Consider the following 14,814-nt stretch of genomic DNA (forward strand, 5'->3'; position numbering starts at 1 on the left):
AAGCCGCCCCGAAAAATCGGGACGGCTGGTAAAAATATTTGGTTTAGTGATTTACCATTTTTTACGGCGCTCACCGCTTCCGCCTTCTCTGCGTCCGCTGCCACCTTTATCTTCACGGCTACGACCAGAAAAATCTCTGAAACCGCCACCGCTGTTTCCGCCTTCACGTCTTCCGCCACCTGATCTTCTGTCGCCACCACGGTAACCACCGCCGCCGCCGCTTCTGCGTTCACCGCCGAAACCACCGCTACGTCTTTCACCGCCACCGCGTCTTTCGCCACCGCCTTCGCCGCTTCTTTCGATACGTACCTGGCGACCGTTAAATTCAACTGATTTAAAGCCTTCAAAAACTTTGTCGGCTACTGCATCTTCTACTTCAAAGAAAGAGAAAACACCTTTTAAATCAATTTTACCAACGCTCTTGCCACCAATTTTTCCGTTGTTACAGATAAACGATAACATATCGCCACGGGTAAACTCATCTACAGAACCTAAGTTGATAAACAAACGGGTGTAACCTTCGCTACCACGTCCGCGTCTTTCGCCACGCTCACCTCTTTCACCACGATCATCACCTACAGCAGCATTCAAATCAGGTGCTTTCGAGTAATAATCTAAGAAACGGTTAAACTCTAAAGAGGCAAAACGTTTAATTACTTCTTCTTTGGTTAAATCAGCAAATTCATCCATAATACGTGGGATGTACTGATCGATTTGCTCGTTGTTAACCTCTACATTGTGTACTTTATGTACCAAAGAGAACAATTGTTTTTCGCAAACATCAAAACCGGTAGGCAGCTCAGCTTTAGTAAATTGTTTACCAATAATGCGCTCTAACTGACGGATTTTACCTAGTTCTTTAGAGTTGATGATACAGATAGAAACACCGGTTTTACCAGCACGACCAGTACGGCCAGAACGGTGGGTGTAACTTTCAATCTCATCAGGTAAAGAATAGTTGATTACGTGCGTTACATTGTTTACATCGATACCACGTGCGGCAACATCGGTAGCAATTAACAATTGCATGTTACGCTCGCGGAAACGTTGCATTACCTTATCACGTTGTTGTTGCGATAAATCGCCGTGTAGTGCATCTGCATTGTAACCATCTTTAATTAAATGCTCAGCAATATCCTGAGTATCTAATTTCGTTTTGCAGAAAACAACACCAAAAATATCCGGGTTAAAATCTACAATACGTTTTAAGGCTGCGTATTTATCACGTGCACGAACAATATAGTATTCGTGATCGATGTTTACGTTACCTGTGTTCTTGGTGCCCATGGTTAATTCGATCGGGTTATCCATATAGTTTTTAGCAATACGGCGAACTTCCGACGGCATGGTAGCCGAGAATAACCAGGTTTTTTTGTCATCAGGAGTAGTTGATAAAATGTCGTTGATGTCGTCCTGGAAACCCATGTTCAACATCTCGTCAGCTTCATCAAGCACAACATATTTAACGTTTGAAAAATCAATGGCTTTACGGCCAATGATATCCAACATACGGCCGGGCGTGGCCACTACGATTTGAACGCCTTGGCGTATTTCGCGTAGTTGTTGCATAATGTTCGCGCCACCGTAAACGGCAACTACGTGGGCATTAGCAATGTTTTTAGAAAAGTTTTTAAGGTCGTTAGCGATTTGTAAACACAACTCACGGGTAGGGCATAAAATCAATGCCTGTGGTTTATTTACTTTAAAATCGATTAGTTCTAACAGCGGCAAACCAAATGCGGCTGTTTTTCCTGTTCCTGTTTGGGCCAAACCAACAAAATCATTAGTGCCTTCTAACAGTACAGGAATACTTTGCTCCTGAATAGGCGTTGGATTTTCGAATCCAAGGTCCTTTACGGCATTAACGACGTCATCACTTATCCCCAATAATTGAAATGGGTTTGTCATTCGTCTTTTTATTTTTTAATTGAGCCGCAAAGGTACGGTTAATATTCCGTATTTCACAGGTAGTCAGGTAAATAGTTTTAAAGCTTAATTATTTGGTAATAAGGAGGTAATGAATGGGGGATGATGGAAGAGGGAAAATGAGAGAGGGAAGGCGCTCAAGTAGTGGCGCAAAAGTAACTAGGTTAATAACATTAATACACCATATAAGAAATGTAAGTACAATTAAGTTTAGGTGTACTTATGTTTCTTATATGGTAAGAATTGTAGCTTTACCTCAATCTTTCAGCCGAACATGTTAATCTTTCATCTTTATTAATCCCAAAGATGGCCAGTACAATAAATAGAATGGCCAGAGCTGGTAAATAAGCACCAATACCAAAGTTTGCGCCTTCGATACCACCAGGTAATTGTTTGGCATAAATGCTGCACCAAAAAGCAAATCCGCCAATTAATACAATCGAAAGGATGGCAAAACGCTTTTGAAAACGGCGTTTTTTATAGTTGAAAATATTAAAAAAACAAGCGATTGTTAAGGCAATATTTGTCGCAAGCAATGGATATGTTGGTTTAATACTTATTGCCAGAAACTCTCCGGTATCCCAACTATAAGCATATCCTTTTGTATATAATAATGGAACGGATAATCCATTTAATGTCCCTGTTACCAAAGGAAAGAAAAACATGAGTAAAAGGGCAATCGTAGCTAATAAGAACCAGACTGTTTGAATTCTTTGAAGCATAAAACGTTATCTCAACCGTTCAGCCGATCGGATTAATCTTTCGTCTTTATTAATCCCGAAGATGGCCAATACAATAAATAATATAGCCAGAGCTGGTAAATAAGCACCAATACCAAAGTTAGCGCCTTCAATACCGCCTGGTAGTTTTTTAGCATAAATGCTGCACCAGAAAGCAAAGCCGCCAATTAACACAATCGAAAGAATGGCAAAGCGCTTTTGAAAACTGCGTTTTCTGAAATTGAAGATATTAATGAAACAAATAATTGCAACAGCAATATTGGTAATCAGTAAAGGTAAAAATGATATGATTTTAAAAGGTGAACCTGCTTTTCCGGCAATAATCTGAAACAGTCCGCTTGTATAAATTGCAGATTCTGTTCCGCCGATTTCTTTGCTGGCAACAGGTAAAAACAACATTAAAATCAGGGTAAAAGCGGCTAAGAAAAGCCATATCGATTGAATTCTTTGTATCATGTTGGTTTAATAATTTAAAAGCAAACTTAGATAAAAATGATTTTGCTTGCAATTAAACTAAATTTATAATTATATCATTTTTTATTTGGTTGAAGTGCCATGAAGTGAGAATCAGAATAAAAGAACTTATGTGAGCCATCTGGATAAAGTATTAGTGATGTTCCGCAAATTGTTTTCCTTGTAAATATATTTTTGCGTAGATAACCACCATCAGTAAGAATTTTGTTATTCCAGAGTACGATCTTATTAAAGTTTTTACCACCTTCCTTGATTTGGTATACAGAAGTACCTGGATGTGCAATTTTATACTTTGAAATAAAATCATTTGTAGAAAGGATAATATTGTTGATATAAAGATCGGTCTGCTGGTCAAGGGTATTCCAACAGCTTTCGTAATTGAAATCGTATTTAATAATTACGGTATCTTTTACTGGCTTGTTGGATAAAACAGATAGATAATTTTTTATATTTTCAACCTTTACCAATGTAAAATGATCGTTTTGTTTTTCATTTTTTGAAACTGCTTTCGGTCCGGCACAGGCAATAACAGATAAAGAAAAGATAAGTAAAATAATAGTTTTTTTAATTTTCATAGCACATTTTAGATTCAAAGAGGTTATAAAATTATAATTTTTCGTAACTATTTAATGTTTTATGATTAAAACACAAATAATTTCAATTTGCTACATTATCTAATTAATTTGAAAAAAGTATTTTTACTTCTCATTGAATAAAAAACATTTCTTCCGATTGTTTATAATGGAATTTGTTTCAATAAATTGAATTTAACATACCTATTTTATAAAACGATTTATGTTAAAAAACTTACTCTTTTTAACCTGCCTTTTTGTTGCAACAAGCGCTTTTGCACAAGATACCCTCAAATTTGAAAAGGCTTTAACGGTAGCCAGTGGTAGCCGCTATGGCCGCGAAGCGGTTTATACCGATTTGCTGGCCTGGAAAATGGCTAACAATCAGTTGCAAACGCCGATAGAAAACGGAGAATTTTCAACCGGTAAGAATGGTGAAAAAGTATTGTGGAAAGCAATTACGGCTGATTCTAAAGGACGTTTTAGTGCTTTTTCCAGAAGGGCGTTTCAAACTACCAACAATCCATTTCTTAATCCGGGTGGGGTAGATCGTGGTTCTGATTATATTTATCTTACTTATACTTCTCCTACGGCGCAAACCGCAATACTAAATGTCATCGGTGGCAACAGTTTATTCTTTAATGGTATTCCACACATGGGCGATCCTTATGCCTCAGGTTATATGAATATCCCCGTTCAGTTGAAGAAAGGGGTAAATGAGCTTTATGTTCGGGGTGCCAGCATAGTGCCAATGATTATTGTCAACGCTAAAAAACTATTAATCCATACAGATGATGTGACTTCACCCAGTATTGTTCTGAATGAGATAAATGGCATATTGAAAGGTGCAGTAACCGTAAGCAACTCCTCATTAAAAGATTATAACGATTTACGTTTTAAAACCACTTTGAATGGTAAACAACGCGAGATAGCCGTTGCGCGTATTGCGAAACTGAGCATGCGCAAAGTGATTTTCGAATTCGATGCAAGTGCTGTAGCTACACCCGGCAATTACAATGTCGAATTGCAATTGTTACAAGGCAATAAAAAGGTAGACGAGAAAGTAATTGTAATTGAAGCTTTAAATAGTGCATCAACCCATAAACAAACTTTTGTGAGTAATATGGATGGCAGTTTGCAGTATTTCGCCGTAACGCCACAACTCAATGGCTGGAAACCAAATTCGGCCTTATTTCTGTCGGTGCACGGTGCCGGAGTTGAAGCCATTGGTCAGGCAAAGGCCTATAAATCTAAAGATTGGGGCACATTAGTGGCTGCCACCAACCGCAGGCCACGTGGCTTTAACTGGGAAGATTGGGGACGTAAAGATGCCCTGGAAGTTTTATCGCTGGCAAAAAATCAATTTAAACCCAACGCGCAACAAATTTACCTTACTGGCCACTCTATGGGTGGGCATGGTACCTGGTTTTTGGGTGCTACTTATCCCGATAAATGGGCGGCCATTGCACCCGCTGCCGGTTATGCTTCGCTTAAAGATTATGGTTCTGCTGATGGAAAAATTCCTGATAGCAGTCAAAATAGTGTAGAGCGCATGTTGTTAAGGGCGGGGAACCAAAGCGATGTTCCGAAACTTGCAAGCAATTATACGCCTCTGGGCGTGTACATTTTGCATGGCGATGCTGATAAAGTAGTTCCGGTTAGTTATGCCCGGCAAATGAAGAAACTACTGGCTGATTTTCATCCTGATTTTAGCTATTACGAATATCCGGGTGGCGAACACTGGTTTGGCGATCAAAGTGTAGACTGGCCGGCAATTTTCAGCTTTTTTAAATGGCACACCATTCCGGTAGATTCGGCTGTAAACCACATCGATTTTATGACCTCCAGTCCGGGGATTTCGGCTAACTACCGCTGGGCTAGCATTGAGCAGCAGGAGCAGCCTTTGCAATATAGCCGCATCATTTTAAACCGGGATAACAAGCAGGCAATGATTACAGGCAAAACTGAAAACGTAGCGACTTTAAAATTCGCATTAACCAGTTTTAAAGCAAATACTGCGGTTAAAATAACTTTAGATAGCTTAACAGCCATTGATTATACTACACGCAGTGCCAACGATACGGTAGTTTTAGCCAAAAGTAATGGAGCCTGGCAAGTACTTACCCAGGTTAATCCCCGTGATAAAAATCCGATGCGATCAGGCACCTTTAAAGAAGCCTTTAACCATAAAATGGTTTTTGTGGTAGGAACAGGAGGTACAGCTGAAGCAGCGGAGACCAATTTAAACAAAGCCAAATATGATGCAGAAAGCTGGTATTACCGCGGAAACGGGGCAGTTGATATCATTACCGATAAAGAATTTTCAGCAGCCAAATATCAGCAACGGAACATCATTTTATATGGCAATGCCGAGAATAATGCCGCCTGGAAAATTTTATTAAAAGATTGCCCTATACAGGTTAACAACTCGCAAATTACAGCAGGCCAGCAAAGCTGGAAAGGTAACGATCTGGCCGCTTATTACATTTGGCCACAACAAGATAACCGGCTGTTGGTTGGCGTAATAGCCAGTACTGGTGTTGCCGGTATGAAGGCGGCCTATGCCAATCAGTATTTTGCAGGTGGTAGTGGTTTTCCTGATTTTATGGTGTTTTCGGCTGATTTACCCAAAGCAGGGAGTAAAGGCATTAAACTGGCAGGTTTCTACGATAACAAATGGCAGTTTGACGAGAAAAACACAGCTAAGCCATAATTATGCTGTTTAAGAATAAATGTAAAAGTGCTTACCCGCTAAATAAAAGGAAAAAAGTACTTTTGCATCGCTTTGAGTAAAAAAAGATATTTCATCCAAATCGCTTATGATGGCAGCCTGTACCATGGCTGGCAGGTGCAACCCAATGCCGTAACCGTGCAGGAGTTGTTGGATAAGGCCATGACCACGGTTTTAAGGCAGCCTATCGAAACCCTGGGGTGCGGCCGTACCGATAGCGGTGTGCATGCGAAAGATTTTTATGCGCATTTTGATGTTGAAGGAATAGATGAAAACAAAGTTTTAAATGCTTTGGGTGGAATTAACGCCCTTTTGCCTTATCAAATTGCTGCAAAGCGGATTATTCCGGTTCATGAGGAAGCGCATGCACGGTTTGATGCTACAGCAAGGGCTTACAAATACCATGTTCATTTCGAAAAAGATCCGTTTAAATTAAATCGGTCCTGGCTGATTAAAGATCAACTGGATGTAAGTGCAATGAACGAAGCAGCAGCATTGCTTTTAAACTATACCGATTTCTCATGTTTCAGCAAATCGAATACGCAAACTTTTACCAACAATTGTAAAATAGTAAAAGCTGTTTTCGAAGAGGAGGAAGATGGGTTGGTATTTACCATAGAGGCCGACCGTTTTTTAAGGAATATGGTGCGGGCCATTATGGGAACACTGGTGCAAATTGGTAAAAAAGAAATAGATTTAACGGCATTTAAAGCAGTAATAGAAAGTAAAAACCGCAGTATGGCCGGTCAATCGGTGCCTGCCTGTGGTTTGTATTTGGTGAAGATAGAGTATCCTTACCTGGGTTAATTGTGAAACTGGTTAATCGGTTAATTGCAACCTAAGCAATTAACCAATTAACCAATTACCCCAAAAGGCAGTTAACCAATTTTAACAATTAAACAGTTAACCACAAAAATGGCAGTTACCGGCGACGTATACAACACAGGATTACTCAAACGTATTTTTAAATACGTAAGGCCTTACCGTGCTGTTTTTGTCTGGTCGGTTATTTTAACCATTCTGCTTGCGGTAATTTCACCGGTGCGTCCGTTCCTGATTAAATACACACTAGATCATTATATTTTAGCCGGCAATTATTCGGGTTTGGTGAACATGACCATGCTGATGATTTTTATGCTGATACTGCAAACGCTGATCCAGTATAACCATACACTGTTAACCAATACCTTAGGGCAATCTGTTATTAGAGATTTAAGGATAAAAGTTTTTAACCACATTACCAGTCTTAGGTTAAAGTACTTCGATAAAACGCCTATCGGACAACTCATTACACGTACCGTTTCCGATCTGGAAACCATTGCCGATATTTTTTCGGAAGGCTTAATTTCGATGATTGGCGATAGTTTGCAGGTGGTGGTAATTGTTTGCGTAATGCTGTACACCGACTGGGAGCTGAGTTTGGTGGTGCTTTTGCCTATTCCGCTATTAATTATGGCCACTCGTAAGTTTCAGCAGGCCATTAAAGTGGCATTTCAGGAAGTGAGGAATGAGGTTTCTAACCTGAATACCTTTTTGCAGGAGCACATTACCGGTGTGCCTATTGTGCAGTATTTTGCCCGAGAGAAACAGGAGTACCGTAAATTTTATGCCATTAACAAGCGTTACCGCGATGCCAATATTCGCAGTAACTGGTACTATTCTATATTTTTTCCGGTTGTAGAACTCATTTCGGCCATGTCTTTAGGTTTGTTGGTGTGGTATGGAGCAAAAAGTATCCTGGCCAAACCTTTAGATGTTACTCCAGGAACCATTACGCAGTTTATCATGTACCTGGGCATGGTGTTTACCCCAATCCGCCAGCTGGCCGATAAATTTAATACCCTGCAAATGGGAATGGTTGGCGCCGAACGTGTTTTTAAGGTTTTAGATACCGACGAAACTACGCCTAACATGGGTATGCAACAACCTGCTAAACTGGAAGGAAATATTAAGTTCGAAAAGGTTTGGTTTGCCTACAATGATGATAATTACGTTTTAAAAGACTTATCTTTCGAGGTAAAAACTGGCGAAACGGTAGCGCTCGTCGGGGCAACAGGTGCGGGTAAATCATCTACAATCAATATCCTGAACCGTTTTTACGAAGTTAAAAAAGGCGAGATCACGGTCGATGGCATCCGCATTGAAGATTTTGATCTCGATTATCTGCGGAGTAACATTGCTACAGTACTGCAGGATGTTTTCCTCTTTTCAGATACCATTTTAAACAACATTACCCTTAACAATCCCGAAATCACATTGGAGCAGGTGGTTAATGCCGCCAAAAAAGTGGGCGCCCACGAATTTATTGAACGTTTACCCGGCGGTTATCAGTACAATGTGATGGAAAGGGGCGCTACGCTTTCGGCTGGTCAGGCGCAGCTTATTTCTTTTATACGTGCATTGGTGCATAATCCAGCCATCCTGGTGCTTGATGAGGCCACCTCATCGGTTGATACCGAAACCGAATTGCTCATTCAGAAAGCTATCGATAACCTGATGGAAGGCCGTACATCAATCGTAATTGCACATCGTTTATCTACCATTCAGAAAGCGGATCAGATTATAGTGCTCGATAAGGGCGAGATCAAAGAAAAAGGTACGCATCAGCAGTTGCTCAAATTAAATGGGTATTATAAAAAGCTTTACGATCTGCAGTTTTCTTCAAAAGGGATTGCAAAAGTTTAAATTGCTGTCTGGTAATTTACGACTTTTTTTAATCAGCAGATTGTATTTCGTTTAAAGATGTCCTGTTGTACACACCCATGTTTACTTTTCTTTTGAAAGAAGCTTTAAGAACGGTACCTGTCTCAAAATTTATTTCGTGTTGTGTAGACTCCGAAACTTCATAATTATTATTGCTGAATTGCTTTTCTATTGTTTGTGCTTGATTTTTGTTGTTTTTGATGAAGAAATCTTTTATCGCTTTAGTTAAAGCCACTCCATCTGCAATTTTACTGCTTTCAATTATACAGGTAGATTTCTGTTGATCGATATTTTTGCATTTGACTTTCTCTATCGCATTAAAAGGCGCACCACCAATAGCATTTGGTACCAGAACATTATTTACAAACTCTTCATTAAGCTTGAAGCTGTGATCGAAACAATAATGATAGAACTTTATCGGTTTTATAATAGCTGATTCAATGCCTTGAGGAGTTGAGATTAAACGTTTGGCACTGGTTAATAGCATTTTATAGCTTTGATTTGAGGTGGTAGCCATCAACCTGTCAATAGTTTTGTCTGCAACAGTTCTTAACTCGTCTTCGTTAACAAGTGAAATAAATCTTCCATAGCTTGAAAATTTTATCCTGATTTTTTTATTTACCAGATTGGCAAGCAGAATATTTTCAACAATCTTGTCATTGCTTGCTAATTTAGCATCGGTAAACGTCCATTCAATTAAGTACTCATCATCATTCTTTTCTAACACTTTAAAGTTTGCGTTAAAAGTTGATGAATATTGAAGCGTTACTTTGTTCGCAATATCCGTTGTGGTACTCTTAAGCGAAATTTTATGAATTTCATCCTTCTCCCAATGTGGATAAATATCTACAGCTGCTTTTTCGCTTTGTGCAACCGATAAAAAGGGTAAGAAAATTAATAAGAATTTTAGGAAAATACTGTAAGATTTCATTTTGGTTTGATTCGCATTAATATGTCAAAAATAGAATAAACCTGCGGGATTTTCTTAATTTAACAACTTCTTAAATCCTGTAGTGAGATGAAGTTTTTCAAAATAATAAGCTTATTTATGCTTTTGGCCTTAGCGGTTAATGTTTCGGCGCAGAAAAAATATGTAATGGTTATTCACGGTGGTGCCGGTACCATTTTAAAAAAGAACATGAGTGCTGAGAAAGAGGCTGCCTATATTGCTGTTTTAACCCAGGCCCTGCAAGCTGGTTACGCGGAAATTAAAGCAGGTAAAACCAGTTTGGATGCGGTAGAAGCCACCATTCGTGTGCTCGAAAACGACCCGCATTTTAATGCCGGTAAAGGTGCTGTTTTTACCCACGACGGCCGTAACGAACTCGATGCTGCTATTATGGATGGAAAAACACTAATGGCTGGAGCTGTTGCTGGGGTTACCACTATTAAAAATCCGATTTCGGCGGCCAGAGCAGTAATGGAAAAATCGGAACATGTAATGCTGGTTGGCGCAGGTGCCGATCTTTTTGCCAAAGAAGTAGGCTTAGAGATTGTAGATCCGAAGTATTTCTGGACAAAAGAGCGTTGGGAAGGTTTGCAAAAGGCAATTAAAGAAGACTCTACCAAAGCGGTACTCGATCATGGTAGTAAAAAGTCTGAACTTTTCGGGGTGAAAAACCTGGATTACAAGTTTGGTACCGTAGGTTGTGTGGCGTTGGATAAAGCAGGTAATTTAGCTGCAGGTACTTCTACCGGTGGCATGACCAACAAAAAATATGGCCGTGTAGGCGATGCCCCAATTATTGGTGCCGGTACCTATTGCAATAACCAAACTGCAGGGGTTTCGTGTACGGGCTGGGGTGAGTTTTATATCCGTAATGTGGTGGCCAAAACCATTTCCGATTTAATGGAGTATAAAGGACTTTCACTCGCCGAAGCCTCAAAAATTGCCATAGATAAGGTGGACAAGATGGGCGGTAACGGAGGTTTAATTGCGTTGGATAAGCAAGGGAACATGACCATGCCTTTTAATACCGAAGGCATGTACCGTGGTGCAATTACAGCCGATGGAAAGATTGAAGTCAGTATTTATAAGTAAGGCAATTCATGAAAAAAATCTTTTCCAATTTAACCTTTCAGGTTATTGTAGCCATTATTATCGGAATTAACGTTGGTGCTTACTTTCCGGGATTTGCACCTACAGCTAAGCTGATTAGTCAGGGTTTTATTAACCTCATTAGCATGCTAATTGCTCCGATTATATTTTTTACCATTGTTTTGGGTATCGCACACATGGGCGATATGAAAAAAGTAGGAAGGGTAGGCGGTAAAGCTTTATTGTATTTCGAAATTGTGAGTACAGTGGCCATTGCCATTGGTTTGCTGGTAGCCAATTTGTTAAAGCCCGGTGCCAATATGGTGGCTAAAGCAGGCGATACCACCAAAATTGCCGGTTACGCCGAGCAGGCTAAGGATATGAACTGGGCCGAATTTTTCCTCCATATCATTCCACACAATATTATCGCATCTTTCGCTGAGGGTAATATTTTACAGATCTTGTTATTTGCCATACTTTTCGGTTATGGCTTAAATAAATTAGGTAGCGAAGGTACTGTGGTACTCAATGCTTTTGATAAAATTTCGAAAGTGTTGTTTAAAATCATGAAAGTGATTATGCGTTTGGCGCCCATTGGGGCTTTTGGCGGTATGGCCTTTAGCATTGGTACGCATGGTTTGCAAAGCATAATTGGCATGGCTAAGTTAATGGGTTCGGTTTATTTAACTTGTATTCTCTTCATTTTTATCGTGCTGAATGGGATCTGCAGGTATTATAAATTCAGTTTATGGGCTTACCTCAAATACATCCGCCAGGAGATATTGATTGTTCTGGGAACTTCCTCTTCCGAATCGGCCCTGCCCAGTATGATGCAAAAAATGGAAAGCATTGGCTGCGATAAATCGGTTGTTGGTTTAGTTATTCCAACGGGTTATTCCTTTAACCTCGATGGAACAGCTATTTATCTGGCTATGGCCGTGATATTCTTGTGCCAGGTTTTTCATGTTGATTTAACCCTCGGACAGCAAATTACGATTTTAGGCGTACTGATGGTAACCTCGAAAGGTGCTGCAGGTGTTACCGGTAGTGGTTTTATTGTACTCGTATCAACCCTTACAGCACTGAAAATTATGCCCATTGAGCACATTTCAATCTTAATAGGTGTAGATCGTTTTATGAGCGAAGCCAGGGCTATCACCAACGTAATTGGCAATGGCGTGGCTACCATTGTGATTGCCAAAAGTGAAAACCAATTCGATCAGGAAAAATATTTAAAAGCCATCCAGCCCGCAATGATCGAAAAAGGAGAGGAGAGCTAGTTGGGAGTTTGCAGTTGTCAGGTTGGAGTTAGTTTACGCTAAGGTTTCCCTCCCAACTAAAAACTCCGAACTCCAAACTAATTAAGTATCTTTGCAGCAGAAACAGGCAACACAGCATGTTTAATTAAACCAGATCACATTGGCTCAGGAAGAACAAAATAACCGCAAAGAGAAAAGCGAGTTACACCCACGCAACAAACACCGTGCGCGTTACAATTTCAAACAACTTACCGCTACTTCAAAAGAATTAAAACGCTTTGTTTTTAAAAACGAACACAACGACGATTCTATTGATTTTGCCGATCAAAATGCTGTAAAAGCATTAAACAGAGCCTTATTGAAACAGTATTACGATGTTTCGCAATGGGATATTCCAAAAGATTACCTTTGTCCGCCTATTCCGGGCAGGGCCGATTATATTCATTACGTTGCCGATCTTTTAGGTTCGAGCAATAAGGGCAAAAATCCAACCGGACCTAATGTAAATGTGCTGGATATTGGTATTGGAGCCAACTGTATTTACCCCATTATCGGTCACCGGGAGTATGGCTGGAGCTTTGTAGGTTCTGATATCGATCCGCTTTCTGTTGAAGCAGCTAAAAGAATCGTAGAGGCCAATAAATCATTACAAGGGGCTATCGAGCCACGTTTGCAAGGTTCTAAAATGGGTATTTTTAGAGGAATTGTAGGTAGAAACGAACGTTTTGATGCGGTAGTTTGTAACCCGCCTTTCCATTCTTCATTAAAAGAGGCCGAACAGGGTACCCGTCAAAAATGGCGCAACCTGGGCGGTGGCGAAAAGGAAGTAAAACACGTACTGAATTTTGGTGGTAACAAGGCAGAGCTTTGGTGCCCGGGAGGTGAGCGTGCTTTTGTAGAACAAATGATTATTCAGAGTGCACAGATTAAAAACCAGGTTTTGTGGTTTACCTCACTGGTTTCGAAAAGTGCTAACCTGAAAAGTATTTATAATGCTTTAATTAAGGTAAATGCCTTTGAAGTGAGAACTGTGCAAATGAGCCAGGGACAGAAAATCAGCCGCTTTGTAGCCTGGACTTTCCATGATGAAAGAGCACAGGAAGCCTGGGCTAAAGGATGGAAATAAGTTTGGAGTTAATAGTTGTGAGTTTTTAGTTTACTAGCTGACGTTTCAAAATAGTTTATAATATAAAGTCGTCATTGTGAGGAGGAACAACGAAGCAATCTTACAACTACCGCTACTAGCGAACGCTTTAAGATTGCTTCGTCGGCTGAAAAGCCTTCTCGCAATGACGATTGTTTTATTTGAATCCCGGCTCTAGAGATTATTAACTGTTAACTGCCAACTGTTAGCTGCCAACTGAAAACTGCCTATCACTTCCGCTCATAAGCAATCAAAATAACCAAATCGTTACCGGCATTCGGCTCAATACCATGCGAACTCCCCGGACGGGTTAAAATGGCATCGCCGGGTTTAACCGGGAAAACCTTACCATTCATTTTCATTTTGCCGTTGCCACTAATAACATAATAAATTTCGTCTTCTTTTTGCAGGTGGTAACCTATAGAAGAGCCCGGTTTTAAAATGCGTTTTCTGAAAATGGTTTTAAGGTTTTTGGCCTGTGCAAAGAAATTAAAACCTATGGTTTCGCCACCACCATTGTGTGTGCCTGGTTCGGTTTTGGCCACTTCAATATCATTTTGCAAAATGTATTTACTGGTATCGGCTGTTTGGGCTTTTACGGCAATTGAAATGAAAAATGTAAAAAATAATACTGCTAATGCTTTGTTGCTCATGTGCTTTGTTTTTATATCTCGTTATCGGCTTTAAGCTTTCCGCTTTGGTCTTTAAGCTTTAGTCTTTAGTCTTTCCGCTTTGGTCTTTCCGCTTTAGTCTTTGGTCTTTCCGCTTTCGGCTTTGGTCTTTAAGCTTTAGTCTTCAACCGTAAATCTAGGCGTTTGCATGGATGTTGCCAAAAGCATCTAAACTTTGTTACTAAACCAGATCGAAGCGGGCATGGAGTGCAACGGAGTAAAGCGGAGAGGTACTGTCTTCAAAACCAAATTAAAATCGATATATTTTTAATAAATTTGTTTAGTGAAATTTTTCTTCGGAAATTTTATCATGTGTAGCCTCTGCTTGTTCAGAGGCTATTATTTTTTGAGGATAATTAAAGTCAGTCTGGCATTTTTGTTTTTTTCTCCATAAGTAATACGCCATTATCAGTAATTTTTTCTGCACAGCAACGTATCCTTTCATCTTTATACCTGTTCTTTTATAAACTCTTTCGTATAGCATCTTAAACTGCGGCTGATCATCACGAACAGCACATAGGGCTGGCATATGCAGGATTCTTCTTATCCTTGAATT

12 protein-coding genes and 1 pseudogene are annotated in these 14,814 nt (G+C 39.9%); 6 read left to right on the forward strand and 7 right to left on the reverse strand.

Annotation, left to right across the window (positions count from 1 at the left end; all coding sequences use genetic code 11):
- Window positions 1-51: 51 nt before the first annotated feature.
- From BLR37_RS07270 to BLR37_RS07285, 4 genes are all read right to left on the reverse strand, one after another.
- Entirely contained in the window at window positions 52-1,908 is a 1,857-nt protein-coding gene (locus tag BLR37_RS07270; protein WP_090766437.1) for a DEAD/DEAH box helicase, read from the reverse strand.
- A 269-nt stretch (window positions 1,909-2,177) separates the two neighbouring features.
- Window positions 2,178-2,648 carry a DUF4293 domain-containing protein gene (locus BLR37_RS07275; protein ID WP_090766440.1) on the reverse strand — a complete coding sequence of 157 codons (471 nt, stop codon included), beginning with the start codon at window positions 2,646-2,648 and terminating at the stop codon, window positions 2,178-2,180.
- A 6-nt stretch (window positions 2,649-2,654) separates the two neighbouring features.
- Window positions 2,655-3,122: a DUF4293 domain-containing protein gene (locus BLR37_RS07280; protein ID WP_090766442.1), complete on the reverse strand. Its 468-nt coding sequence runs from the start codon at window positions 3,120-3,122 to the stop codon at window positions 2,655-2,657.
- 74 nt (window positions 3,123-3,196) lie between these two features.
- Entirely contained in the window at window positions 3,197-3,715 is a 519-nt protein-coding gene (locus BLR37_RS07285; protein WP_090766445.1) for a hypothetical protein, read from the reverse strand.
- Between the two features lie 220 nt (window positions 3,716-3,935).
- Here BLR37_RS07285 and BLR37_RS07290 point away from each other — a divergent pair, with 220 nt between their 5' ends.
- From BLR37_RS07290 to BLR37_RS07300, 3 genes are all read left to right on the forward strand, one after another.
- Window positions 3,936-6,425, forward strand: a complete 2,490-nt coding sequence (locus BLR37_RS07290) for a prolyl oligopeptidase family serine peptidase (protein WP_090766448.1) — start codon at window positions 3,936-3,938, stop codon at window positions 6,423-6,425.
- Window positions 6,426-6,497: 72 nt separating this feature from the next.
- Window positions 6,498-7,250, forward strand: coding sequence for a tRNA pseudouridine(38-40) synthase TruA (gene truA / locus BLR37_RS07295; protein ID WP_090766450.1), 753 nt, complete (start codon window positions 6,498-6,500; stop codon window positions 7,248-7,250).
- A gap of 108 nt (window positions 7,251-7,358) precedes the next feature.
- Entirely contained in the window at window positions 7,359-9,128 is a 1,770-nt protein-coding gene (locus BLR37_RS07300; protein WP_090766453.1) for an ABC transporter ATP-binding protein, read from the forward strand.
- 28 nt (window positions 9,129-9,156) lie between these two features.
- On the opposite strand, the gene BLR37_RS07305 is transcribed toward BLR37_RS07300, so the two are convergent.
- A complete protein-coding gene (locus BLR37_RS07305; protein WP_090766456.1) occupies window positions 9,157-10,077 on the reverse strand; it encodes a hypothetical protein in 921 nt (306 codons plus the stop codon).
- Window positions 10,078-10,164: 87 nt separating this feature from the next.
- Between BLR37_RS07305 and BLR37_RS07310 the strand changes: the two genes are divergently transcribed.
- From BLR37_RS07310 to rlmF, 3 genes are all read left to right on the forward strand, one after another.
- The gene (locus BLR37_RS07310) at window positions 10,165-11,187 is read left to right on the forward strand and encodes an isoaspartyl peptidase/L-asparaginase family protein (RefSeq protein WP_090766461.1); all 1,023 of its coding nucleotides are present in this window, start codon (window positions 10,165-10,167) and stop codon (window positions 11,185-11,187) included.
- A gap of 8 nt (window positions 11,188-11,195) precedes the next feature.
- Window positions 11,196-12,464 (forward strand): C4-dicarboxylate transporter DctA, encoded by a 1,269-nt coding sequence (dctA, locus tag BLR37_RS07315; RefSeq protein WP_090766464.1) that lies wholly within the window; start codon window positions 11,196-11,198, stop codon window positions 12,462-12,464.
- Window positions 12,465-12,603: 139 nt separating this feature from the next.
- A complete protein-coding gene (gene rlmF / locus BLR37_RS07320) occupies window positions 12,604-13,569 on the forward strand; it encodes a 23S rRNA (adenine(1618)-N(6))-methyltransferase RlmF (RefSeq protein WP_039479953.1) in 966 nt (321 codons plus the stop codon).
- A gap of 248 nt (window positions 13,570-13,817) precedes the next feature.
- Here rlmF and BLR37_RS07325 read toward each other — a convergent pair whose 3' ends face one another.
- Together BLR37_RS07325 and BLR37_RS25495 are read right to left on the reverse strand one after the other, a co-directional pair.
- Window positions 13,818-14,240, reverse strand: a complete 423-nt coding sequence (locus tag BLR37_RS07325; RefSeq protein ID WP_090766467.1) for a cupin domain-containing protein — start codon at window positions 14,238-14,240, stop codon at window positions 13,818-13,820.
- 298 nt (window positions 14,241-14,538) lie between these two features.
- A pseudogene (locus BLR37_RS25495) lies at window positions 14,539-14,814 on the reverse strand (hypothetical protein); the annotation flags it as partial.

The sequence above is a fragment of the Pedobacter soli genome, assembly GCF_900101435.1.
GTDB classification, from domain to species: Bacteria; Bacteroidota; Bacteroidia; order Sphingobacteriales; family Sphingobacteriaceae; genus Pedobacter; species Pedobacter soli.